Origin of the sequence: Streptomyces calvus, assembly GCF_006782915.1 — a bacterium.
GTDB classification, from domain to species: domain Bacteria; phylum Actinomycetota; class Actinomycetes; order Streptomycetales; family Streptomycetaceae; genus Streptomyces; species Streptomyces calvus.
This window is the reverse complement of the sequence record NZ_VCNP01000008.1, coordinates 85,146-107,961: the sequence shown is the minus strand read 5'-3', so window position 1 is coordinate 107,961 and position 22,816 is coordinate 85,146. Positions and strand designations below refer to the sequence as shown.

Annotated in this window: 24 protein-coding genes, 1 tRNA gene and 1 pseudogene; 13 read left to right on the top strand and 13 right to left on the bottom strand. The window is 72.3% G+C overall.

The window, feature by feature from the left end; genetic code table 11:
* Positions 1-8: 8 nt before the first annotated feature.
* The 3 genes from FGW31_RS03370 to FGW31_RS03360 are packed head-to-tail and all read left to right on the top strand — an operon-like array spanning position 9 to position 1,540.
* Entirely contained in the window at positions 9-608 is a 600-nt protein-coding gene (locus FGW31_RS03370) for a helix-turn-helix domain-containing protein (RefSeq protein WP_142191801.1), read from the top strand.
* Complete coding sequence (locus FGW31_RS03365; protein WP_142191800.1) at positions 605-1,150, top strand: GNAT family N-acetyltransferase; 546 nt, start codon at positions 605-607, stop codon at positions 1,148-1,150. Before FGW31_RS03370 ends, FGW31_RS03365 begins: the two co-directional genes overlap by 4 nt.
* A 30-nt stretch (positions 1,151-1,180) precedes the next feature.
* Complete coding sequence (locus FGW31_RS03360) at positions 1,181-1,540, top strand: MmcQ/YjbR family DNA-binding protein (protein ID WP_161174393.1); 360 nt, start codon at positions 1,181-1,183, stop codon at positions 1,538-1,540.
* 116 nt (positions 1,541-1,656) lie between these two features.
* Here FGW31_RS03360 and FGW31_RS03355 read toward each other — a convergent pair whose 3' ends face one another.
* The gene (locus FGW31_RS03355; RefSeq protein WP_142191798.1) at positions 1,657-2,580 is read right to left on the bottom strand and encodes a transketolase family protein; all 924 of its coding nucleotides are present in this window, start codon (positions 2,578-2,580) and stop codon (positions 1,657-1,659) included.
* Positions 2,581-2,618: 38 nt separating this feature from the next.
* Positions 2,619-3,326 (bottom strand): thiamine pyrophosphate-dependent enzyme, encoded by a 708-nt coding sequence (locus FGW31_RS03350; RefSeq protein WP_142191797.1) that lies wholly within the window; start codon positions 3,324-3,326, stop codon positions 2,619-2,621.
* A 145-nt stretch (positions 3,327-3,471) separates the two neighbouring features.
* Here FGW31_RS03350 and FGW31_RS03345 point away from each other — a divergent pair.
* Positions 3,472-3,545 (top strand) — tRNA-Pro (locus FGW31_RS03345).
* 279 nt (positions 3,546-3,824) lie between these two features.
* Here FGW31_RS03345 and FGW31_RS34885 read toward each other — a convergent pair.
* Positions 3,825-3,980, bottom strand: a complete 156-nt coding sequence (locus FGW31_RS34885; RefSeq protein ID WP_185907417.1) for a hypothetical protein — start codon at positions 3,978-3,980, stop codon at positions 3,825-3,827.
* A 217-nt stretch (positions 3,981-4,197) separates the two neighbouring features.
* On the opposite strand from FGW31_RS34885, the gene FGW31_RS03340 reads away from it, so the two are divergent.
* From FGW31_RS03340 to FGW31_RS03325, 4 genes are read left to right on the top strand one after another with little or no spacing between them, the layout of a single operon-like run.
* A complete protein-coding gene (locus FGW31_RS03340; RefSeq protein ID WP_233452365.1) occupies positions 4,198-5,454 on the top strand; it encodes an ABC transporter substrate-binding protein in 1,257 nt (418 codons plus the stop codon).
* Entirely contained in the window at positions 5,451-6,392 is a 942-nt protein-coding gene (locus FGW31_RS03335; protein WP_142191795.1) for a carbohydrate ABC transporter permease, read from the top strand. Before FGW31_RS03340 ends, FGW31_RS03335 begins: the two co-directional genes overlap by 4 nt.
* Positions 6,392-7,225 (top strand): carbohydrate ABC transporter permease, encoded by an 834-nt coding sequence (locus tag FGW31_RS03330; protein WP_142191794.1) that lies wholly within the window; start codon positions 6,392-6,394, stop codon positions 7,223-7,225. The genes FGW31_RS03335 and FGW31_RS03330 overlap by 1 nt, the downstream gene beginning before the upstream one ends.
* A 25-nt stretch (positions 7,226-7,250) precedes the next feature.
* A complete protein-coding gene (locus FGW31_RS03325; protein WP_142191793.1) occupies positions 7,251-8,435 on the top strand; it encodes an ABC transporter ATP-binding protein in 1,185 nt (394 codons plus the stop codon).
* Between the two features lie 152 nt (positions 8,436-8,587).
* On the opposite strand, the gene FGW31_RS03320 is transcribed toward FGW31_RS03325, so the two are convergent.
* From FGW31_RS03320 to FGW31_RS03300, 5 genes are all read right to left on the bottom strand, one after another.
* Positions 8,588-9,115, bottom strand: a complete 528-nt coding sequence (locus FGW31_RS03320; RefSeq protein WP_161176422.1) for an NUDIX hydrolase family protein — start codon at positions 9,113-9,115, stop codon at positions 8,588-8,590.
* A 95-nt stretch (positions 9,116-9,210) separates the two neighbouring features.
* Positions 9,211-10,023 carry an SAM-dependent methyltransferase gene (locus FGW31_RS03315; protein WP_142191791.1) on the bottom strand — a complete coding sequence of 271 codons (813 nt, stop codon included), beginning with the start codon at positions 10,021-10,023 and terminating at the stop codon, positions 9,211-9,213.
* Positions 10,024-10,133: 110 nt separating this feature from the next.
* Positions 10,134-10,796, bottom strand: coding sequence for an HhH-GDP family DNA glycosylase (locus FGW31_RS03310; protein ID WP_142191790.1), 663 nt, complete (start codon positions 10,794-10,796; stop codon positions 10,134-10,136).
* 2 nt (positions 10,797-10,798) lie between these two features.
* Positions 10,799-11,131 (bottom strand): DUF3140 domain-containing protein, encoded by a 333-nt coding sequence (locus tag FGW31_RS03305; RefSeq protein WP_142191789.1) that lies wholly within the window; start codon positions 11,129-11,131, stop codon positions 10,799-10,801.
* 185 nt (positions 11,132-11,316) lie between these two features.
* Entirely contained in the window at positions 11,317-11,799 is a 483-nt protein-coding gene (locus FGW31_RS03300) for a Dps family protein (RefSeq protein WP_142191788.1), read from the bottom strand.
* 218 nt (positions 11,800-12,017) lie between these two features.
* Here FGW31_RS03300 and FGW31_RS03295 point away from each other — a divergent pair, with 218 nt between their 5' ends.
* Complete coding sequence (locus tag FGW31_RS03295; protein ID WP_142191787.1) at positions 12,018-13,205, top strand: thiolase family protein; 1,188 nt, start codon at positions 12,018-12,020, stop codon at positions 13,203-13,205.
* On the opposite strand, the pseudogene FGW31_RS35225 reads toward FGW31_RS03295, so the two are convergent.
* Together FGW31_RS35225 and FGW31_RS03285 are read right to left on the bottom strand one after the other, a co-directional pair.
* A pseudogene (locus FGW31_RS35225) lies at positions 13,202-13,434 on the bottom strand (integrase core domain-containing protein); the annotation flags it as partial. The gene FGW31_RS03295 and the pseudogene FGW31_RS35225 sit on opposite strands and share 4 nt — an antisense overlap.
* Before the next feature lie 476 nt (positions 13,435-13,910).
* The gene (locus tag FGW31_RS03285) at positions 13,911-14,864 is read right to left on the bottom strand and encodes a LysR family transcriptional regulator (protein ID WP_142191786.1); all 954 of its coding nucleotides are present in this window, start codon (positions 14,862-14,864) and stop codon (positions 13,911-13,913) included.
* Between the two features lie 167 nt (positions 14,865-15,031).
* Here FGW31_RS03285 and FGW31_RS03280 point away from each other — a divergent pair, with 167 nt between their 5' ends.
* From FGW31_RS03280 to FGW31_RS03270, 3 genes are all read left to right on the top strand, one after another.
* Positions 15,032-16,150 carry a PrpF domain-containing protein gene (locus FGW31_RS03280; RefSeq protein ID WP_142191785.1) on the top strand — a complete coding sequence of 373 codons (1,119 nt, stop codon included), beginning with the start codon at positions 15,032-15,034 and terminating at the stop codon, positions 16,148-16,150.
* 107 nt (positions 16,151-16,257) lie between these two features.
* Positions 16,258-17,511: an SLC13 family permease gene (locus FGW31_RS03275; protein ID WP_202432100.1), complete on the top strand. Its 1,254-nt coding sequence runs from the start codon at positions 16,258-16,260 to the stop codon at positions 17,509-17,511.
* 539 nt (positions 17,512-18,050) lie between these two features.
* Positions 18,051-18,824, top strand: a complete 774-nt coding sequence (locus tag FGW31_RS03270) for a sulfite exporter TauE/SafE family protein (protein WP_142191784.1) — start codon at positions 18,051-18,053, stop codon at positions 18,822-18,824.
* On the opposite strand, the gene FGW31_RS03265 is transcribed toward FGW31_RS03270, so the two are convergent.
* Positions 18,810-20,303, bottom strand: a complete 1,494-nt coding sequence (locus tag FGW31_RS03265) for a diacylglycerol/lipid kinase family protein (RefSeq protein ID WP_233452363.1) — start codon at positions 20,301-20,303, stop codon at positions 18,810-18,812. The two genes, FGW31_RS03270 and FGW31_RS03265, sit on opposite strands and share 15 nt — an antisense overlap.
* A gap of 187 nt (positions 20,304-20,490) precedes the next feature.
* Between FGW31_RS03265 and FGW31_RS03260 the strand changes: the two genes are divergently transcribed.
* Entirely contained in the window at positions 20,491-21,240 is a 750-nt protein-coding gene (locus FGW31_RS03260; protein ID WP_142191783.1) for a cobalt-precorrin-6A reductase, read from the top strand.
* A gap of 8 nt (positions 21,241-21,248) precedes the next feature.
* On the opposite strand, the gene cobF is transcribed toward FGW31_RS03260, so the two are convergent.
* Both cobF and FGW31_RS03250 read right to left on the bottom strand, forming a co-directional pair.
* Entirely contained in the window at positions 21,249-22,022 is a 774-nt protein-coding gene (gene cobF / locus FGW31_RS03255) for a precorrin-6A synthase (deacetylating) (RefSeq protein ID WP_142191782.1), read from the bottom strand.
* A gap of 232 nt (positions 22,023-22,254) precedes the next feature.
* Entirely contained in the window at positions 22,255-22,785 is a 531-nt protein-coding gene (locus FGW31_RS03250) for a DUF309 domain-containing protein (protein WP_142191781.1), read from the bottom strand.
* Between the last annotated feature and the right edge of the window lie 31 nt (positions 22,786-22,816).

Below are 22,816 nucleotides of genomic sequence, written 5' to 3'. Positions count from 1 at the left end.
TCCCGGATGTGAAACGACATGATGGTGGCGGGGCGACCCCGGACCCGACCCCCGACCCCGTGGATGTCCGGCTCGGCGCGCGGCTCGCCGAACTCAGGAGCGAGCACGGCTGGTCCCTCGGCGAACTGGCGGAGCGCAGCGGGATCAGCCGGTCCACGCTGTCCCGGGCCGAGCGGGCGGAGACCAGCCCCACCGCCGCCCTGCTGAACCGTCTGTGCGCCGTCTACGGGCGGACCATGTCCCAACTGCTCAGCGAGGTCGAGGCGGAGCCCGCCCCGCTGGTGCGGGCCGCCGACCAGCCGGTGTGGGAGGACCGGGCCTCCGGATTCGTCCGCAGGTCCGTGTCCCCGCCGCACGGCGGACTGCGCGGCGAACTCGTCGAGGGACGGCTCGCCGCCGGCGCGGACATCGCCTACGACCGGCCGCCCGTACCCGGCCTGGAACAGCACATCTGGGTCCTGAAAGGCGCCCTCACCGTCACGGACCGGGACGTGGAGCACCACCTCGGCGACGGCGACTGCCTCCGACTGCGCGTCTGGGGCCCCACCCGGTTCCGCTGCCCGGGGCCCGCGCCGGCGCGCTACGTGCTGGCGGTGGTGCGGCCGTGAACACCGTGCGCCTGGACGCCGGACGACTGCACCGGCTCGCCGGCCCCCTGGGGGAGCTGCTGGCCGACACGGTGGCGGGCGGCGCCTCCGTCGGCTTCCTCGCCCCGCTCGACCACGCCGCGGCGGTCGCCTGGTGGCGGGAACGGTCCGAGGCCGTCGCCGCGGGCCGGCTCGCCGTGTGGGCGGCGTACGAGGAACCCGGACGGGTGCTGGGCACCGTCAGCCTCGCGCTCCCCGACAAACCCAACAGCGCCCACCGCGCCGAACTGGTGAAGCTGATGGTGCACCGGGCGGCCCGCGGCCGCGGGCTGGGCCGCGGGCTGCTGGCCGTCGCGGAGGAGGAGGCCGCCGCGCGGGGCATCACCCTGCTGCACCTCGACACCGAGACCGGCAGTCCCGCCGAGCACCTCTACCGCTCGTCCGGCTGGACGCCCGCGGGCACCGTTCCCGACTACGCGGCGGACCCGGCCGGGGTGCTGCGGCCGACGACGATCTACTACAAGCGCCTGGGAGCGCGTGCGGAACCGCCCGCCACCGGGTGATTGTCAGTGGCGGCGGCTACGGTGCCTGCCATGCCGGATGCCGAAGACGTACGACGGATCGCCCTGTCCCTGCCGGACACCACGGAGAAGGTGGCCTGGAGCATGCCCACCTTCCGGGTCGCGGGCAAGATGTTCGCCACGCTGCCCGAGGACGAGACCTCCATCGCCGTGCGCTGCCCCAAGGAGGAGCGCGACGAACTGGCCCTCGCCGAACCGGAGAAGTTCTGGATCGCCGGCCACGAGGCACAGTTCGCCTGGGTCAGGGTCCGTCTCGCCGCGCTGGAGGACGAGGCGGAACTGCGGGACATCCTCGCCGACTCCTGGCGTCAGGCCGCCCCGCCCCGGCTCCTGGAGGCACACCCCCGGCTGGGTCTGCCGTCGGCCGACTGAGACGTCCCGGGGCGCCGCCGGTGCCGCGCGGCGTGATCGGGGACCGTGACCGGCGGCCGGGGCCGGAGAGGGCTCCGGCCGCCGAAGCACGCTCGTCCCGGGAGGAACCGACCGCCTCAGGCCCTCGACGGCAGCGGCCGGCCCGCGCCCATGAAGCCGGTGATGCGCGCCCGCAGCGACCGCGCGTCCAGCCCGTGCGCGGCCACGTGCTCGTCGACCCTTCCGTAGCGGCGCAGCTCCGCCCGGCCCACGCCCAGCCCCAGCACCCGGTGCGGCACGTCGGCGAGCGCGTCGTTCACCGCCGCCGTCGACGTACCCGCCAGATACGGCTCGACGAGCACGACGTCCGTCCCGGCCGCCTCCGTGGCGCGGCGCAGACCGGCCCCGTCGAAGGGGCGCACGGTGGCGGCGTACAGCACGGTGACGTCCAGGCCCTCCGTGGCGTCGAGCACGGCGTCCAGCGTCGTCCCGACGGCGACCACCGTCCCGGAACGCCCCTCCCGCACGGTGACGAACCGTTGCCCGTCCACCGGCAGCCCGCGCGCGTTGGACTGCGTCGACAGCCGCACGTACACCTTGTCGTCACCGGCGGCCACCGCCTGCCGCAGCAGCGTCCCGGCCTCGTCCGGATGCCCCGGCACGTGCACGGTCCAGCCGTCCAGGGTGTCCAGCAGCGCCACGTCGCCCGGCGCCATGTGCGTGTACCCGCCGGCCGGCCAGTCGAAGGAGGCGGCGGCACTCACCAGCACCGCCCCCACGCCCTGGTGCCCCAGATCCAGCTTCACCTGCTCGAACGGCCGCTCGACCAGGAAGCTCGCGAAGGTGTGCACCACGGGCCGCAGCCCGGTCAGCGCCATCCCGGCGGCCGCGCCGACCAGCAGCTGCTCCCGGATGCCCACGTTGACCACCCGGTCCGGATGCCGGCGGCGCGCCTCGGCGAAGCCGTCCGCGCCGATCTCGGCGAGAACCACCGCCACCCGCGGATCCTCGTCGAGCAGCCGGGTGACGACAGGGGCGAAACGATCGCGCATGGTGTCCACGGAGAGATGTCCTTTCACTGTCGGGACGGGAGAGGGGTTCACGCGTTCTTCGGCTCGACCCGGGCGACGACCGCGTGCGGCCGGCCCGGATGGGGCGCGGTGAAGGCGGCGTACAGCGCGTCGTGGTCGCGGCCGTCCACCGTGTGCGCGGACCAGCCGGCCGCCTCGAACCGGGCGGCGATCCCGCCGGGCCGGGCGTAGGAGGCGGAGGCGTTGTCGACGACGACGGTATGCAGCCGGTCCAGGCCGGCGGGTCCGGCGAAGGCGATCGCCTCGTGGTTGCTGCCCTCGTCCAGTTCGGCGTCGCCGATCAGCGTCCACACCCGCGGCTCGTCGAGCCCCTGGGCGCGCAGCCCGAGCGCCGTACCGACCGCGATCGGCAGCCCGTGCCCCAGCGATCCGCTGCCGATCTCCGCGCCCGGCACCAGCACGCGGTCGGGATGGTGGCCGAGCGGGGAGTCGTAGGAGCCGAAGTCTGGCAGCCACTCCACCGGCAGGAAACCCTTGGCGGCCAGTACGGCGTAGTACGCCATCGGCCCGTGTCCCTTGGACAGCAGGAACCGGTCGCGCTCCGGGTCGTCCGTCCGCTCCGGGTCGACCCGCAGCACCCGGTCGTAGAGCACCCACAGCACGTCCAGCGTGGACGTCGCGGCGGGGCCGTGCTTCTCGTCGCCGGTCATCAGCCCCATCAGGGCCGGCAGATCCGTGTAGCCGTACGCGGGTGTGCGTTCCTCGGTGATCGTCATACCGCGATCGTGCAACCTCGACCAAACTTGAGGTCAAGCGGTCGCCCGGGTCGCGCTCCGGGAAACGGATGCGCGATCACCGCCCCGAGTGCGGTATGGTTTCCGTGCGCGTTCGGCCGGGGGAATCCCCAGGTCAGGCGGGCAACGGGACGTGGCGCAGCTTGGTAGCGCACTTGACTGGGGGTCAAGGGGTCGCAGGTTCAAATCCTGTCGTCCCGACTTGCTGAGTGGCAGGTCAGAGGCCGTATCGGGGAAACCCGGGACGGCCTCTTCGTCGTTTCCGTCGAAGCCCCGATCCGCGCTGCCCCGCGCCCCGCGCGGCCGTGTGATCCGCGCACTGAAGCCACGGTCGTGCGATCCGCCCGGCGACCACGGTTGAGCGCGCGACCGGAGTGCCACGACGGTGTACCGCGATCGTCAACCGGCGGGCTGACGATCCGCCCCGGGCGGGGAGAGGCCCCGCGAGAGACCACGGGGCAGCACACGGCCAGTCGTGCGTCACCCGGGGGTGAACGGGCGGAACTGCTCCGGCGGCCCGTCCCGGTCGGCGTCCGCTGCCCGCGCCTGCCGCACCCGAGGACTGTCCGACACCGAGATCTCCGAGCAGCTGTTCATCGGCGAGGTCAGGGTCAGGGCCCACCTGAACCGCACCACGACCTCGACAGCCGCGCCCAGGCCGTGGTCGTCGCCTACGGGACCGGTTCGGTGGTGCCGGGCGGCTCCGGCGGCTGAACGACCGCGCCCATCACCCTGGGCGAGTCGTCGTGAATGTCCTTGATGTCACAACTTGTCATGCTTAACGTTCGCCGGGTAGGCGATGCCGCGGGCCGGGAGCACCCGCGCCGCGACCCGGAAGCGAGGTGTGGAGCGCGTGGTGCGACGGACGCGGGCGCTGGTCGCGCTGACTCTGCTGGCGTCGGCACTCGCCGCCTGCGGCGGCGACGAGGACACCGGCCGCCCCACCCTCAACTGGTACAACTTCCCGGACGACTCCGGCGCCCTGCAGCAGGCCGCCGACCGGTGCAGCCGGGCGTCCGGCGGGCGCTACCGCATCAGCTACCACAAACTGCCCCGGGCGGCCGACGGCCAGCGCCAGCAGATGGTGCGCAGGCTCGCCGCCGAGGACGACTCCCTGGACATCCTGGGCCTGGACGTCACCTGGGCCGCCGAGTTCGCCGAGGCCCGCTGGATCCGGGAGTGGACGGGCGAGGCCAAGCGCCGGGCCACCGAGGGCACGCTGCGCGTCCCGCTGCAGACCGGCACCTGGAAGGGCAAGCTCTACGCGGTCCCGTACAACACCAACACCCAGCTCCTGTGGTACCGCAAGGACCTGGTGCCCACCCCGCCGACGACCTGGGCCGAGATGATCGGCATGTCCCGCGACCTCGCCCGGCAGGGCAAACCGCACTACGTGGAGATCCAGGGCGCCCAGTACGAGGGCCTGACCGTCTGGTTCAACAGCCTCGTCAACAGCGCCGGCGGCGCGATCCTCGACCCGGCCGCCACCGAGCCCGCCCTCGGACCGCCCGCCGTACGCGCCGCCTCGGTCATGCGCGACCTCGCCAACTCCCCGGCCGCCGACCCCTCCCTGCCCAACCAGATGGAGGACCAGAACCGCCTGGCCATGGAGTCCGGCGTGGCGGCCTTCGAACTCAACTACCCGTTCGTCTATCCGTCGATGAAGGCGAACAACCCCGAGCTGTTCGAGAACTTCCGCTGGGCGCCCTACCCCCGCGTCGACGCCGACCGTCCCGCCCGCCCCACCATCGGCGGCATCGACCTCGCCGTCAGCGCCTACTCCCGCCACCCCGACCTGGCCTTCGAGGCCGCCCTGTGCCTGCGCAACCGGGAGAACCAGCTCACCGCCGCGCTCGAGGGCGGCCTGCCGCCCACGCTGCGCGCCCTGTACGACGACCCGGCGTTCATGAGGGAGTACCCCTTCTCCAAGGAGGTGCTGGCCGCGCTCGAGTCGGCGAGCGTCCGGCCGCTCACCCCCGCCTACCAGAACGTGTCGATCGCCGTCTCCCACACCCTGTCCCCGCCGTCCGGCATCAAGCCGGAGAGCGCGGTCGACACCATCCGGGAGCACATCGACGAGGCCCTGCGATCCGAGGGTGTGATCCCGTGAGCACGATGGCGGAGCCGAAGCCGAGGCCTGAACCGAAGCCGGGCAAGGGCGGAAGGGCCAGGTCGGCCGGCGCCCAGCAGGAGCGCCGGCTGGGCTGGCTGCTGTGCGCACCGGCCGTCCTCGTCATGATCGCCGTGACCGCCTACCCCATCGGTTACGCCGTCTACCTCTCCCTCCAGCGCTACGACCTGCGCTTCCCCGCCCGGGCCGAGTTCGTCGGGCTGGACAACTACGGGGCGGTGCTGTCCTCGCCGTTCTGGTGGGACGCCTTCTGGGTCACCCTGTTCGTCACCGCCGTGTCCGTGGCGATCGAGCTCGTCCTCGGCATGGGACTCGCCCTGGTGATGCACCGGACGCTCTTCCTGCGCGGCACGGTCCGCACCGCCGTCCTCATCCCGTACGGCATCGTCACCGTCGTCGCCGCCTTCTCCTGGCAGTACGCCTGGACGCCCGAACTCGGTTACCTCGCCGAGCTGTTGCCCAGCGGCGAGGCCCCGCTCACCGAGCAGTGGCCGGCGCTGTGGCTGATCGTCCTCGCCGAGGTGTGGAAGACCACCCCCTTCATGGCGCTGCTGCTGCTCGCCGGCCTCGCCCTGGTCCCCGAGGAGACCCTGAAGGCGGCCATGGTCGACGGCGCCAGCCCCTGGCAGCGCTTCACCCGGGTCATGCTGCCGCTGATGAAACCCGCCATCCTGGTCGCGCTGCTCTTCCGCACCCTGGACGCCTTCCGGATCTTCGACAACATCTACGTCCTGACCGCGGGCGCCCAGGGCACCGGATCCCTGTCGATCCTCGGCTACGACAACCTGTTCACCGCGCTGAACCTGGGCATCGGGTCGGCGATCTCGGTCCTGATCTTCCTCTGCGTCGGGATCATCGCCTTCACCTTCGTCAAGCTGTTCGGCGCGGCCGCACCGGGCGCGGAGGTGAAGCGCTGATGGCCGCCGTGGGCAAGACACACGCGACCCGATGGGCCGTCGTCAACATCGTGGTGGTGCTGTACGCCCTGTTCCCGGTGTGGTGGATCGCCGCGCTGTCGTTCAAGGACCCCGCCACCCTCACCGACGGCAACTACATCCCGCGGGACTGGACCTGGGACAACTACCGGGGCATCTTCGAGACCTCGGAGTTCACCAGGGCGCTGATCAACTCGATCGGCATCGCCCTGATCGCCACCGTGATCGCGGTGATCCTCGGCACCATGGCCGCCTACGCGGTCGCCCGGCTGCGGTTCCCCGGCAAGCGGCTCCTCATCGGCATGTCGCTGCTCATCGCCATGTTCCCGCCGATCTCGCTGGTGTCGCCGCTGTTCAACATCGAGCGGATCATCGGCATCTTCGACACCTGGCCGGGGCTGATCATCCCGTACATGACCTTCTCGCTGCCGCTGGCGATCTACACCCTGTCGGCGTTCTTCCGGGAGATCCCCTGGGACCTGGAGAAGGCCGCCAAGGTGGACGGGGCCACGCCCGCGCAGGCGTTCCGGCTGGTCATCGTGCCGCTGGCCGCGCCGGGCGTGTTCACCACCGCCATCCTGGTGTTCATCTTCTGCTGGAACGACTTCCTGTTCGCGATCTCGCTGACCTCCACCGAGTCCGCGCGGACCGTGCCCGCCGCGATCGCGTTCTTCACCGGCAGCTCCCAGTTCCAGCAGCCCACCGGGTCGATCGCCGCGGCGGCCGTGGTGATCACCGTCCCGATCATCATCTTCGTCCTGCTCTTCCAGCGGCGCATCGTCGCCGGACTGACCTCCGGGGCGGTCAAGGGATGACACTGAAGGCAAGGAGGCACCGCCCGTGGCCGAGATCGTCCTAGAGGGAGTCACCAAGCGTTATCCCGACGGCTCCGTCGCCGTGCGGGACGTGGACCTCGACATCGCCGACGGCGAGTTCGTGATCCTGGTCGGGCCGTCCGGATGCGGCAAGTCGACCACGCTGAACATGATCGCCGGGCTCGAGGACATCACCGAGGGCACCCTGCGCATCGACGGCCGGGTCGTCAACGACCTCGCGCCGAAGGAACGCGACGTCGCGATGGTGTTCCAGAGCTACGCCCTGTACCCGCACATGAGCGTGCGGGAGAACATGGGGTTCCCGCTGCGGCTGGCCAAGGTCGACAAGGCCACCATCGACCGCAAGGTCGAGGAGGCCGCCCGGGTGCTCGACCTGGGCGAGTTCCTGGACCGCAAGCCCGCCAACCTCTCCGGCGGCCAGCGCCAGCGGGTGGCCATGGGACGGGCCATCGTCCGCGACCCCAAGGCGTTCCTGATGGACGAGCCGCTGTCCAACCTCGACGCCAAGCTGCGCGTGCAGATGCGGACCCAGATCTCCCGGCTGCAACGCCGCCTCGGCACCACCACCGTCTACGTCACCCACGACCAGACGGAGGCGATGACCCTCGGCGACCGGGTCGTCGTCATGCGACAGGGCCTGGTCCAGCAGATCGGTACTCCGGCCGAGCTGTACGACATGCCGCGCAACCTGTTCGTCGCGGGCTTCATCGGCTCACCGGCGATGAACTTCCTCAACGCCTCCCTCGCCGAGGGCGTCCTGCGCACCCCGCTCGGTGCCCTGCCGCTCGACGACCGTGTACGCCGGGCGCTGGAGGAGCGCAGCGCGCCCCGCGAGGTCATCGTCGGGCTGCGTCCCGAGGCGTTCGAGGACGCCAGCCTGGCGCGGGAGACGGGCGGCCCGGTCGTCACCGCCACCGTGGACGTGCTGGAGTCCTTGGGCTCCGACGCATACGTCTACTTCACCGCCGAGGGCGGGCCGGTGACCACCGCCGAACTGGAGGAACTGGCCACCGACTCCGGTGCGCGCGACACCGGAGCCGGGGCCGGGCAGCAGATCGTGGCCCGGCTGGACGCCGCCACGCGCGCCCGCGAGGGAGCGCCCGTGGACCTGCGGATCGACCTCGCGAAGGCGCACGTCTTCGACCCGTCGACCGGGGCCAACCTCACCCACCCGGAGAGCAGCGCCTAGGGTCCGTCTCAGCCCGGCCGGGAGGTGCGGTGGCTGCCGACCGGCCCGGGCCGAAGACCGTCGGCCCGGGACGACCGGAGGCCCGGGACGACCGGAGGCCGTCGGCCCGGGACGATGCGAACCGACCGATTCCGGCGGGTGGGCCGGTGCCGTCAGATGACGCAGCCGGCGTGCGCCAGCGCCTGCTTCAGCAGCACGCCGTGCCCGCCCGGCATCTCGCTCTGCACCGCCCGCGACACGGCTTCCTGCGGGCTGAACCAGACCAGGTCCAGCGCGTCCTGCCGGGGCCGGCAGTCGCCGGTCACCGGCACGATGTACGCCAGCGACACGGCGTGCTGACGGGGGTCGTGGAAGGGAGTGATGCCCTGGGTGGGGAAGTACTCGGCGACCGTGAACGGCTGGAGCGACGCGGGCACGCGGGGCAGCGCCACCGGGCCGAGATCCTTCTCCAGATGGCGCAGCAGGGCGTCCCGGACGCGTTCGTGGTGCAGCACCCGGCCGGAGACCAGAGTCCGGCTGACCGTGCCGTCCGGCCCGATGCGCAGCAGCAGACCCACGCTGGTGACTTCACCGCTGTCGTCGACCCGCACGGGGACGGCCTCGACGTACAGGATCGGCATGTGGGCGCGCGCCATCTCCAGGTCGTCGGAGGACAGCCAGCCCGGTGTGGTCTCGGTCATGTCAGACATTGCTAGATCATACTTTCCGGGGTCGGAGCATGGGGGCAGCCGCTCACCGCGTGTGGCGGCCCCCACGCCGCCGGCCGCCCCACCGGTCAGGGTTTGACGGCCACCGCGCCGTACTGCGGCACCGCCACGGCGGAGTCCGAGGCCGCACGCCACTGCGAGCACGACACCAGGCCCGGCTCGACCAGCTCCAGACCCTCGAAGAACGCGGTGATGTCCGCGGCGCCGCGGGCCGTGATCGGGGGAGTGGCGTTCTCGTTCCAGAACTCCATGGCGGGAACCTGCAGTTCGCCGCCGACCTCCGGGTCGAACGTGGGGTGCGTGAGGACCAGGAAGCTCCCGGAGGGCACCGCTGCCATGATCCGGCGCACGATGTCGCGGGCCTTGTCGGTGTCCAGCACGAAGTTGAGGATGCCGAGCATCATCACCGCGACCGGCCGGGTGACGTCCAGGGTCGCGGAGGCGCGCTCCAGGATGGCGTCCGGGTCGTGCACGTCGGCGTCGATGTAGTCGGTGGCGCCCTCGGCGGTGCCGGTCAGCAGCGTGCGGGCGTGCACCAGCACGATCGGGTCGTTGTCCACGTAGACGATGCGCGACTCCGGCGCGATGCGCTGCGCGATCTCGTGCGTGTTGTCCGCGGTCGGCAGGCCCGTGCCGATGTCCAGAAACTGCCGCACGCCGCGCTCACGGGTCAGATACGACACCGCCCGGCCCAGGAACTCCCGGTCCGCGCGGGCGATGTCCCGGACGACCGGGTTGATCGAGGCGACGTGCTCGCCGACCTGCTGGTCGACCTCGTAATTGTCCTTGCCGCCGATCCAGTAGTTCCACACGCGCGCGTTGTGCGCCACACCGGTGTTCAGCCTCGCCGAGCCGCTCGGCGGGGTGTGGCTCTCACTCACGGTCTCTCCCTCTCCCTTGCCGGTACGACCACTTCAGGCCGCCCGGCCATTGTGCCGCGCGGTGATCACATTGTCCCGCGAACAGGAGGGGACGGTTCGGTGGACGGCCCTCAGGAGGAGGAGGCGGCCCGGCTCCGGGCGTCCTCGGCGACGTCGTCGTCGATCGCCGCGCGGACCAACGCGGCCGCGAGGACGGCCGGTTCCGTGCCGTGCGCCAGTGACAGCAACCGGTCGGGGTCCTTCGGCAGTTTCAGCCGTTCGGCGCCCTGGAGTGCCTTGGCGTCCAGGTACGGGGCGGCCTCCGGCCAGACGCGCTGGGCCTCGCGCAGGAAGATGTCGGCGCCGGCCGGGCCGATGCCCGGGAACTCCTGGAGCAGCCTGCGCAGTTCGGCGACCCCGCCGTCCGCCTCCTTGCGGAGCCGGCGCAGGTCGCCGCCCCAGCGTTCGGTCAACAGCTCGGCGCCGTCGCCCAGTTGCGTCGCGGTGCGCTCGTCGTAGCGCCGGTAGCCGCCCCGGCCCAGCGCGTCCACCCGCTCCTGCCGGTCGGCGGCGGCCATCCGGCGTGGATCGCGCAGTCCCGCCTCGTACAGGGCGCGGGCGGAGGCCACGGCGATGGACCCCTTGATGCGGGCACTGAGCAGATGGGCCAGCACCAGCAGCCGGTAGAGCGGCTGCGGCGTGTCCTCCAGCCGGATGCCCGCCTCCTCCGCGTAGGTCCGGCCGTGCGCGTCGACCAGGGCGCGCAGCACGGCCCGCTCGTCCCGGCCGGACACGGCTACGCCTTGAGCGGGTCGTGGCCGAGCGTCATCAGCCGGTGCCGGCGGGGCGTGTCCTCGGCCGCGGGTTCGTTCTCCGGGTCGGTCTGCGCGGTGACGGTGTCCACGACCTCCTCCATCACTTGCAGGTCGTCCTCGGTGAGGTCGGTGCGGCGTTTCTGCAGGATGGCCAGGACGTGCCGCCCCGTCTCGCTGCCCGCCCGGTCCGGCAGCGGTTCGGCGCTCTCGTCGGCGTCGCTCACCCGCAGCCAGGCCGCGAGTTCCACGGAGGTCATGTTCACCACGCGGTGGAAGTCGTCCCACAGCGCGTCGATCTCGAGGGCGTCGCTCATGATGTGCCCCTTGTGGTGCGTGTGCTTTCAGGACCCGACGTGCGGATCAAGGCCCGACGTACGGATCAGGACCCGGAATCGACGTGCGGATCGGGACCCGCTGTGCGGATCGGGACCCGCTGTGCGGATCGGGACCCGGCGTGCGGATCGGGACCCGGCGTGCGGATCGGGAGCCGCTGTGCGGATCAGGATTCGCCGGGGAAGTTCTCCGCCTCGAACATCCAGCGCTGCTTCTCCAGTTCCGCGGTGATCGAGATCAGCAGGTCCTGGGTGACCAGGTCGGCCTTCTCGGTGGCGTCGATGCGCTCGCGCAGCCGTGACACCGCGGTGCCGAGAGCCTCCGTCATCACCGCCACGGCCTCCGAGTCGCGCAGCCAGCCCTCCTTCGGCGCGGGCAGGGAGAACACCTTGGCGATGGTCTCCGGACGGCCGTCCGGCGGCACGCCCAGTGCGGCGGCCCGCTCCGCCACCGTGTCGGCCTGGGCGCGCGCGGCCGAGACCACCTCGTCCAGCTGGAGGTGGACGGAACGGAACCGCGGGCCCACGACGTTCCAGTGCGCCTGCTTCGCGATCAGTGACAGTCCGAGCAGGTCGACCAGAGTGTCCTGGAGGGCCTCGCAGGATATCCGGCGGGCCTCGTCGGGCAGGGTGCTCCTCACGACGGTCATGAAGTGCCGATCCTCCTTGTCGATGGGATGTCCACGAACGCGCGGGTGCCCCGGGCCCCCGGCCACAAACCCGGTGCCGAGGGCCGGAGCGGCAGGCAGCCGCCACCGCGGGGGACCTTTCCCGGGGCCGTGCGGCGGTCTATAGTCGAAAACTAGCAGTGCTAATTGAGGTGCTCGCCGGTCGAGCACCGTCAACGGTCCGGGTCAGGAGTCCTGTAGTGCGTCCCGTTCACTTCGCGGCCGCCCGCCGCACCCCCATCGGCAAGTTGCGCGGATCCCTCTCCTCCGTACGCCCCGACGACCTCGCAGCCGTCGTAGTCCGCGGCCTGGTCGCCGACGTGCCCGCACTGGACCCGGCCCGCGTCGACGACGTCTACTGGGGCGCCGCCAACCAGGCCGGCGAGGACAACCGCAACGTCGCGCGCATGGCCGCGCTGCTCGCGGGGCTGCCCGAGTCCGTCCCCGGTGCCACGGTCAACCGGCTGTGCGCCTCCGGGCTGGAGGCCGTCACCACCGCCGCCCGCACCATCGCCGCGGGCGAGGCCGACATCGTGATCGCGGGCGGCAGCGAGTCGATGAGCCGCGCCCCGTTCGTCCTGCCCCGCCCCGACGAGGCGCTGCCGCACCGCATGGAGACCGCCGACACCCGCCTCGGCTGGCGGCTGGTCAACCCGGCGATGAAGGACCTGCACGGCCTGCTGGCCATGGGCGAGACGGCGGAGGAGGTCGCCGAGCGGTACGGCATCCCGCGCGAACGCCAGGACGAGTTCGCCCTGCGCAGCCACCGGCGGGCCGCCGACGCCCGCAAGAACGGCCACTTCGACGACGAACTCCTGCCGGTGCACCGCCAGGACGGGGTGGTCGTCGACACCGACGAATGCGTCCGCGAGGACACCTCGATCGAGAAGCTCGCCCGGCTGAAGCCGGTGTTCCGCGCGGGCGGCTCGGTCACCGCGGGCAACGCCTCCCCGATGAACGACGGTGCGGCCGGACTGGTCCTCGTCAGCGAGGAGGTCCTGAACGAGCTGGGACTGGAGTCCCTGGGCCGCTACGTCGCCGGCGCCTCCGCGGGCGTCCACCCCGACGTCATGGGCATCGGCCCGGTCCCCGCCACCCGCAAGGTGCTGGCGCGCGCCGGGTGGAGCATCGGTGACCTCCAGGAGGCCGAGTTCAACGAGGCCTTCGCCGCGCAGGCGCTGGCCTGCGTGGACCAGCTCGGCATCGACCCCGACCTGGTCAATCCCAGCGGCGGCGCGATCGCCCTGGGCCACCCGCTGGGCTGCTCGGGCGCCCGCATCCTCACCACCCTGCTGCACCGCATGCGCCGCACCGGCGCCGACCGGGGCCTGGCGACGATGTGCGTCGGCGTGGGACAGGGCAGCGCGGTGCTCGTCGAGCGGCACTAGGTGTGTTGTCCGGACAGGTTGGTGACGCGGCTGGCTGGTGGGTGGCCGTCGATGCCGGTGTGGGGTCGGTGGTAGTCGTACCAGTCCAGCCAGTCGGGAAACGCGGCCTGGCGTTCGGTGTCCGAGGTGCAGGGCCGCTGGTGGCCCGTTCGTCGGGCAGGGTGCGGTGGAAGCGTTCGACCTTGCCGTTGGTCTGCGGCCGCCGGTGCCTCGTCCAGCGGGGGCTGATGCCCAGCTTGCCGTGGACGCGCCGTTCGGTGGCCGGTTCGAAGACGCGCGAGGGGAGTACGGCCTGACGGGCGTTGGCCGCGCCCGGCGGGTGACGGAACCGGCGGGATGTCGCCCGATGCGCCTGGAAACAGCAGGTCACCCGGCTTGAGCAGTTCGTCGTTGATGTGCTGCCGAAGCATGCGCGTGTGTGCTGGATGCACCGGGACAGTGCGTGTCCCGCCCGCCGCACGGCCCTTCAGGTCGCGTCGTTCGTGGATCTCCCGTGTCGGTCCACTGCTTTCCGGCCTCGGGGAACGACCAGCCTGGGCGGAGGACCGCCTGCTGCGCCATGGTCGACGTCGGCACTCGTCTACCGGCCGACGGCTGGCCGTCCGTTTGCTCCGGGTGGCGTGGTCCGGACCGCATGGGCCCGCCGGATGTTCTTCCGGCGACCAGTGGAACCCCTGCTCGGGGAGGCGGCTCGTGGCCGCACCGTCAGCCCCGCCGGACCGCCCCGAGCTGGGCCCGTTGCAGGTCTGAGACCGTGAATCGCTGCGCCACCGTGCGCAGGACCCGGGCCATCGCCTGGGCGGGTGGGGTGGCGGGGCGTGCCGCGGCGCGGGCGAGGAGGATGCGGCGGGTGGGAGCCTGGACGCCGGAGGCGAACGGCAGGAGGCGTACGTCGCTGCGTCGGCTGGTGAGGGCCAGGCGGGGTGCGAGCGCGATGCCGAGGCCGGCGGCGACCATGGCCTGCGCCTCCTGGTAGTCGTGCGATGAGTAGGCGATGCGCGGTTCGAAGCCCGCCTGGCGGCAGCTTCGGCGCAGGACGTCGGCGACGGGGTGGTTGTCGGCACGGATGATCCACTCCTGGTCGGCGAGGTCGCCGAGGCGCACGGAGGGACGGGTGCGCAGGGGCGAGTCGGCAGGGACGACCAACACGGTGGGGTCGTCCAGCAGGTGGGTGAGCGCGAGCGCCGGATCGTCGAGGCGGTTCCATTCGTAGTCCCAGAGCAGCCCCTGCTCCACCTCGCCGGTGTGCAGCATCTCCCTGAGCTGTGCGAGGACTCCGGCGCGTACCTCGATGCGGATGCCGGCGTGACGCCGTCGGAAACGTGTAAGCGCCAGCGGCAGCAGGGACGCGCTCGCCGTGGGGAAGGAACCGAGCCGCAAGGTGCCCTGGTCGAGGGCGGTGAAGGAATCCAAGTCGGCCTGTGCGGCACGGAGTTCCCGGCGGATGGCCTGACCGCGTTCGGCCAGCGCGGCACCCGCCGGGGTGGGGCGGACACCGCGTGGCAGCCGCTCGATGAGGGGCTGCCCTGCTTCCTGCTCCAACAGCGACATCTGCTGGGAGGCCGCGGAGGTGGTCATGCCGAGAGCCTCCGCCGCCGCAGTGAGTGAACCGCGTTCGGTGGCCTCGGTGAGCAGCAACAGACGGCGCACGTTGAGCATGCCTCCGACTTTAGCTGAGCTAAACCCAGGTGAAGCGAACGGTGATTGTTCCGAAGTCACGCCTCTGCGAAGGTCTCCGCAATCGCCGAGCGGTTCACCCGCCCGCAATGCGTCCGTAACCGCTTCTCGGCCCTCCCTACCTCCGTTGATCAGGAAGAGTCTCAGACGTGCACATTCCGGCGACCCTGGTGCGTGGCGGCACAAGCAAGTGCTGGCTGTTCAACCAGGTCGATGTCCCTGCCGACCGCGGCGACCTGGAAAGACTGCTGGTCGCCGCGTACGGCGCCACCGATCCGATGGAGCTGGACGGGGTGGGTGGGGCGACCCCCACCACCTCGAAAGCGGCCGTGGTCAGCGCCTCCTCCGAGCCCGGCGTCGACGTCGACTACCTGTTCGCCCAGGTCGGCATCGGGACGGGCTCGGTGGAGTGGACGAGCAACTGCGGCAACTGCGCCACCGGCGTCGCCCTGTACGCGGTGAGCAGAGGAATGGTTCCGATCACCGGCGACCGGACGCGCGTGGTGATGCGCAACACCAATACCGGCGCGGTCCTCGAAGGGACCGTCGACACCACGGGGGGCGTGGTGCACCACTTCGGCCGCCAGACGGTACCCGGCACCCGTGCCGGCGGGGTCGCGGTCGGCCTCACCTTCCGCGGCCCCGCCGCTACCACTGCCTCACTGCTCCCCACCGGCCGAAGCGCCCAGGACCTGCGGGTCGGCGCCGCCGAGCCGGTACGCGTGAGCATGGTGACCGCGGGAGCTCCGGTCGTCCTCGTGGATGCCGCCAGTGCCGGGCGTACCGGTGCCGAGTCACTGGAGCGGATGAGCGCGGACGTCCCGTGGCTGCGCACCGTCCGGCATACCGCCGCTCCCCTGATGGGGCTGCTCCAGCCGGGCGAGGAACCGGGTGATGCGGTGCCCAAGGTGGGCCTGGTCGGCCCGCCGGTCCCGTACCCCACCACCCTCGGTGACTGGGTTGCCGCCGAGGACTACGACGTGTCGGTGCGCATGCTCAGCATGAACGCCCCGCACCCTGCGATCGGCCTGACCTCTGCCGTCGCCGTCGCGGCGGCCGGGCTGCTCGAGGGGTCCGTTGTCTCCCGGGCCACCGGCGGCCCGACCGACGAGTGGCTGCGCCTCGGCACTCCCGCCGGCGTCGTCGCGGTCCGCTGCACCGATGTGAGGGACGGCCTGCCGCACCGGGTCACCGTGCAGCGCGCGGCCCGTCTTCTCGCCGACGCCCGCATCTACGTACCGGAAGCGGTCGGCTCGCAAGCCGCCTGAGCCGCGACGTACATCACCTCGGTCGGCCCGGCTCCCAGCCGTCCACACCGGGATAACCTCGCGCCCTCGGGGCGCGCCACCCCGTCCCCACCGCACCAAGGACAAAGATGTCTGCTGAAGTGATCTCCATAGGCGCTCTGCTGGTGATGTTCGTGGTCGGCACCGTGCTGCCGATCAACCTGGGCATCCTCGCCTTCGTCGCCACCTTCACGGTCGGCACCGCCTCGCTCGGCCTCACCGAGGACGAGATCTTCGAGGGGTTCCCGGCCAAGCTCTTCGTCACCATCGTCGGAGTCACCTACCTGTTCTCCGTCGCCCGCCGCAACGGCACCATCGACTGGCTCGTCGCGGCCGGGGTGCGCCTGGTAGGCGGCAAGGTGGCGCTCATCCCCTGGGTGCTGTTCCTGGTGGCCGCCCTGCTGACGGCGTTCGGTACGTTCACCCCGGCCGCGGTCGCGATCCTCGCGCCGATCGGCATGAACTTCGCCTACCGCTACAAGCTCAACCCGCTGGTCGTCGGCATGATGGTGATCAGCGGCGGGCACGCGGGCGCGTTCTCCCCGCTGGCCGTCTCCGGTGCGCTGGTGCTCGGCCTCATCGACAAGACCGATCTGCAGATCTCCGCAGTGGCGCTGTTCAGCGCCAGCTTCGTGATCAACCTGGTGCTCTCGATCCTCACCTACGCCCTGCTCGCCAAGCGTCCCGCACCGCTGGTCGAGGGCGCCGCGGAGGCAGCCGACGACGAGAACCTCGCCGTTTCCGGCAGGCCCGACTGGCGACAGTGGCTCACCCTCGCCTGCCTGGTGGCCCTCGTCGTCGGCGCGCTCGGCCTCCACCTGGAGATCGGCTTCCTCGCGCTGGCTGCCGGCGCCCTGCTGGCCCTGGTGGACATGACGCGGCAGGAGAAGGCCGTGGACGGCGTCAGCTGGTCCACCCTGCTTCTGGTCGCGGGCATGATGACCTACATCGCGATGCTGGAGAAGGCCGGCATCATCGAGAAGGTCTCCGAACACGCCGCCAACCTGGGCGCCCCTGTCATCGTTGCCCTGCTGCTGTGCTTCACCGTGGCCATCACCTCCGCCTTCGCCTCCTCCACCGCGATCCTCACAGCGATCATCCCCATCGCCGTACCGCTGCTGCTCTCCAGCCACCTCAACGCCGCCGGACTGATCGCCGCACTCGCCGTCTCCACGACGATCGTCGACACCTCCCCCTTCTCGACCAACGGAGCACTCGTCCTCAGCAACGCCCGCGGGGTGGACACCCGCCGCTTCTACCGCCAAATCATCGGCTACACCGGCGGAATCGTCGCCCTCGGCCCCTTCGTCGCCTGGGGTGCCCTGGTCCTGCCCTGGTCATAACGCACGAACCGACGCAGGATGGTGGAGGGCGCCGAGCCCGACCGCGCGCGGCGCCCTCCGTGCTGATTTCGTGCGCAGGACCAGTGGATACGGGCGCAGTCGGCGACAGGCACGTGCAGCGAAGCGACGCTTTCGGCGCATGCGAGGCTCCGAAATCTTGTGACGACAAGCTTCCTCACGGCGGGGCTGCTACCCGTGCAACAGCCTCCGTGGTCAGACCGAAGCCGGGTCATCAGCCGGGTGCCGATCTGCATCGAACCGGTCACCATGCCCGCCATGAGCGGGAGGAGGGCCAGGTCCGTTTGAACCGGCTGCGCGGCGGCCGTCGGGGGTTGCGCGCGGCAGGGCGAGCACCACGGGGCGGCACGTCGCCAACGTCCCGGGGCAGCACACCCAGGACGGCACCGAGCGCGGGTGCGGTGTCGGCCCCTGTGAGGTGTGGGCGCGGTTTCCGGCACGGCGAGCACGGCGCGCACGGCGGCCATCAGGCGAGACGTCCTTACGGGCGCCGGTTGCCTGCACATAGCATCGGCCTTCGCATGAACACGATGACGCTCTGGCACCTCAACGGCTGGGAATTCGCCGCGCTCGCCTTCGCGGCCCTGCTGGTCGGCTTCTCCAAGACCGCCGTCAGCGGGGCCAACACGGTCAGCCTCGCCATCTTCGCCGCCGTCCTGCCCGCCCGCGCCTCCACCGGCGTCCTGCTGCCCATCCTGATCGCCGGGGACCTGCTCGCCGTCCTCACCTACCGCCGGCACGCGCACTGGCCCACGCTGTGGCGGCTGTTCCCGGCGGTCGCGGCGGGCGTCGCCGTCGGCACCGTGTTCCTGATGTGGGCGGACGACGGCGCCGTACGCACCTCCATCGGGGCGATCCTGCTGCTGATGGCCGGAGTGACGGTGTGGCGGCGGCGCCGGGCCGACGCCGAGGAGGAGCCTCAGGCGATCACCACCCGGGCCGGCCGGGCCAAGGCCCGCTCCTACGGCGTCCTCGGCGGCTTCACCACCATGGTCGCCAACGCGGGCGGCCCGGTGATGTCGATGTACCTGCTCTCCGCCGGCTTCCGGAAGCTGGGCTTCCTGGGGACCTCGGCCTTCTTCTTCCTGATCGTCAACACCTCGAAGCTGCCCTTCAGCGCAGGACTGGGCCTGATCGACGCCGACTCGCTGCTGCTGGACGCCGCGCTCGTGCTGTTCGTGGTGCCCGGCGCGCTGCTCGGCAAGTGGGCCGTGAACAGGATCAACCAGCGGCTCTTCGAGCAGTTGGTGATCGCGGCGACGGTCGTGGGCGGCGTGCAGCTACTGGTGCGGTGAACGCGGCCCGGCCGTCTCCTGTGGCGCGCCGGACCGCGGCGGCTCGGTCGGCGCGGCGGGGACTCCCGACACGTCGGGTGCCTGCGGAGGAGCCGGGGCCGGCGGTGCGGTGGGCGGGTGCGGTGCGACGTACGGGCGGTGGAGCCGGCTCGGCGCCGCGGTACGGCCCACCGTCGCCGCCAGCTTGCGCAGCCGCCGCCAGTCGAGGCGCGGCGGCGTCCTGGTGACTCCGGGCCGCCTGCGCGGCACCCGGACGCGCAGCGCGCCCGGTGCGATACGGCAGCGGACGGGCGCGGGCAGCACCATCGCCTCCCCGTCGATCCCGGCCTCGATCTCCGTGCGGTCCGCCTCGATGACCACCTCCGGGGCGGTCAGGATGGTCAGCCCGCTCGGATCCGGGTTCAGCAGCAGCGCGGCGGCACCGACCGCGCCCTCCAGCCGGACGCCGAGGACGCCGAGCACCGCGGAGTCGAGCCGTTCCCGCCGCCCGAGTCCGAAGGGGTCGCCGGTGCGGTAGGGGTTGTTGCTGACCAGTACGGCCTGCGGCGCCGTCAGCGTCGTGTCCCCGGCACGCGCGACCAGCCGGGGCCCCTGCTGGCCGGTGAGCAGGTCGGGCAGCATGTTCAGACTGGTGCCGATCTTGTCGTCGCGGTAGGCGGGGCTCTGCACGATCGCCGCGTACGCGCCGAAGGAGGCGTTGTTCACGAACGGCTGCTCGCCGGCGAACCCCAGATCGACGCGGAGCTCCACACCGTCGGTGAGCGCGTCCAGACAGGCGGCGGGGTCCCCGCGGTCCAGGCCGAGGTCCAGGGCGAAGTGGTTCCGGGTGCCCGCGCTGATGACCAGGAACGGGATGTCGTGCTCGGCGGCCACGGCCGCCACCAGCGCCTGGGTGCCGTCGCCGCCGGCGGCGCCCAGCAGGTCCGCGCCGTCCGCCACGGCGGCCCGGGCCAGCGCGGTCACGTCGTGCTCCTTGCCCGGGTCGAGCAGCACCACCCGCGCACCGAGCCGCTCCGCCTTCTCCCGCAGCCGGAACCGCCCCACCTTGCCGCCGCCGGACCGCGGATTCATGATCAGCACCGGACGCCTGGGCGGCGGCAGCCGCCGTTCCCGCGTCCGCGCCCGCTCGGAACCCGTCCCGCGCAGCGCGAACCGGCCGCTCCACACCGCCAGCACCCACAGGACCAGGGACGCCAGCAGCGCCCAGAACAGGGTGGCGGCGAACAGGGCGATCAGGCCGACGGGCACGCACACGGCGATCAGCGCGGCCCCCCAGCGCAGCGGCCCGCGCAGGGTCAGCGTCCACCACACCGCGGCCGCGCTGAGCGCCAGGCCCGCGACGCCGCAGACCAGCAGGAGCAGGCCGCGCAGCCCGCCGTAGACGAGAGGGGTCGCCACCGCGAGCACGGCAGCGGCCAGCGCCCCCCGCGCCGCCCACCGCTGAACGCGGTAGCCCTGCCTGCTCAAGTCCACGGCCATGCTTCCTCCAGTCGCCGGCGTCATCGTAGGGCGTGGGCGCACATGTGTGCGGCCGTATGCCGGATGCTGATCACCGTCGCGTCCCCGGCGACGCGCCGACCGCCCGGACGCGGTGTCCCGGCGCCGCCGCGCGGGAGGTCCGGGGCCGGTGCCGTACGGGACGTCCCGCTCTCGTACGCTCGGCGCCATGTCCCCCCACGTCCTGGTCCTCGGCGGCACCACCGAGGCACGCGAACTGGCCGCCGCGCTCACCGCCCGCCCCGGAACCAGGGTGACCACCTCGCTGGCCGGGCGCGTGACCCGGCCCGGCGCGGTCGCGGGCGAGGTGCGCGTCGGTGGGTTCGGCGGGGCGGAGGGACTGGCCGGCTGGCTGCGCGAACAGCGCGTGGACGCCGTGGCCGACGCGACGCACCCGTTCGCCGAGCGGATCACGGCGAACGCGGCAACGGCCGCGGCCGCCACCGGACTGCCCCTGGTGGTGCTGCGCCGCCCCGGCTGGCGACCGGGCCCCGGGGACCGCTGGCACCCGGTGCCCTCGCTGGAGGCCGCGGCCGACCTGCTGCCCCGGCTCGGACAGCGGGTCCTCCTCACCACCGGACGCCTGGGCCTCGCGGCCTTCGCCCACCTGGACTCACTGCACTTCGTGGTCCGGTCGGTGGAACCGCCCGAGCCGCCCGTGCCGCCGCACACACGGGTCCTGCTGGCCCGGGGCCCTTTCACCACGGCCGACGAGACGGCCCTGCTGCGCGACCACCGCATCGACGTCCTGGTCACCAAGGACAGCGGCGGAGCGGCCACCTCCGCCAAACTCGCCGCGGCCCGCGACCTCGCCCTGCCGGTCGTGGTCGTCCGGCGCCCGCCGCTGCCGGACGGGGTCGCCGCGGTCCCCGACGTGCCGGCCGCCCTGCGCCTGCTGGACGCCGCTCTCCGGCCCTGACCGCGGACTCAGCCCTCGGCCGGTCCCCGGCGCAGCAGATACGTGTCCATGATCCACCCCTTGCGCTCGCGGGCCTCGGCGCGCAGCCGCTCGATCCGCGGAGCGGCCTCGTCGATCGGGCCGGAGACGAGGATCTCGTCCGGCGTGCCGATGTAGGCGCCCCAGTAGATGTGGACGTCCTGTCCGGCCAGCTCACGGAAGGTCTGGTGGGCGTCCAGCATCACCACCACGTCGTCCACGCCCTCCGGGAAACCCTCGGCGAGCCGCCGGCCCGTGGTGATCTGCACCGGGCGGGCCACCCGGTTGAGGCCCGTCCGGTGCCGGGCGACGAGCGCCGACACACTGCTGATGCCGGGGACGACGTCGTACGTGAAGGAGACGGCCCCGCGGGCCAGGACCTCCTCCAGGATGCCGAGCGTGCTGTCGTACAGCGCCGGGTCGCCCCACACCAGGAACGCGCCGGTCTCGTCCTCGCCGAGCTCCTCGGCGATCAGCCGCTCGTAGATGTCCGCGCGGGCGCTGCGCCAGTCCCCGACGGCGGGGGAGTAGGCGGTCCCGCCGGCCGTCCGGTCCCGCTCCGGGTCGCGCGCCTCGACGACGCGGTACGCCCGGTCCGGTACGTGTGCCTCCAGCATGTCCCGGCGCAGCCGGGTCAGGTCCGCCTTCGCCTCGCCCTTGTCCAGGATGAAGAACACATCCGTGTCCCGCAGCGCCTTGACGGCCTGCAGGGTCAGCTGGTCGGGGTCGCCCGCGCCGATACCGATGACATGAATCTCTCGCACGCCCCGAGTCTGCCGCACGCCGCCCGCGCGGTGTGCACCGCATCCGGTCACTCCGCCGGCCGCTCTTCAAGAAAGGCCTCTCTCCGAGGAAGGCCGGTCTCCAGGAAGGGCCGGTCCCGAGGAAGGCCTCTCAGCGGAAACGGTCTTCAGGAAGTCCGGTCCCGAGGAGAGCCTCTCAGCGGAGGCCGGTCTTCAGGAAGTCCGGTCTCCGAAGTCCGGCCCCCGGTGGAGGTCAGGAGGCTCCCCGCAGCCGGGGCGCCCGCGCCGCCGCGTCGACCGGGACGCCGCCGCCCCGCTCCACCTCCGCGGCCAGCTCCCGCGCCCAGGAGATCACCCCCGCCAGATCCATTCCGTACGGCCGGAAATCCGCCCCCGCGGCCCACTTCTCCGCCGAGCCCGCACCGCGCCGCAACAGCCGCGCCCCGCCGGTGACATTGCCCCGCGCGGCGTGCGTGAGCCCCACGGCCAGCTGGGCCAGCCCCCGCCACAGCTCGCGCTCGCCCTCCGGCCCGGACTTCCAGGCGTCCTCGAACACCTCGTGCGCGTGGAACGGCTTCCCCTCGTCCAGCAGCCGCTGCGCCTCCGCCACGCTCTCCTCCGGCCGCCGCACCACGCCCTCCGGCTGTCGGGGCACACCCGGCGCGCCGTACGGCAGGGGCCGCCCGAGACCGTCCCGCGGCCGTGCGTTACGCGCCCGCCCCTCGTCGTCCCGGTCCCGCGCGGCGGCCGGCCTGCCGGGAGAAGTGCTGTCCATGCTGCCCATACGCCGATTGTCCCGCGCCCGGGCCCGCTTC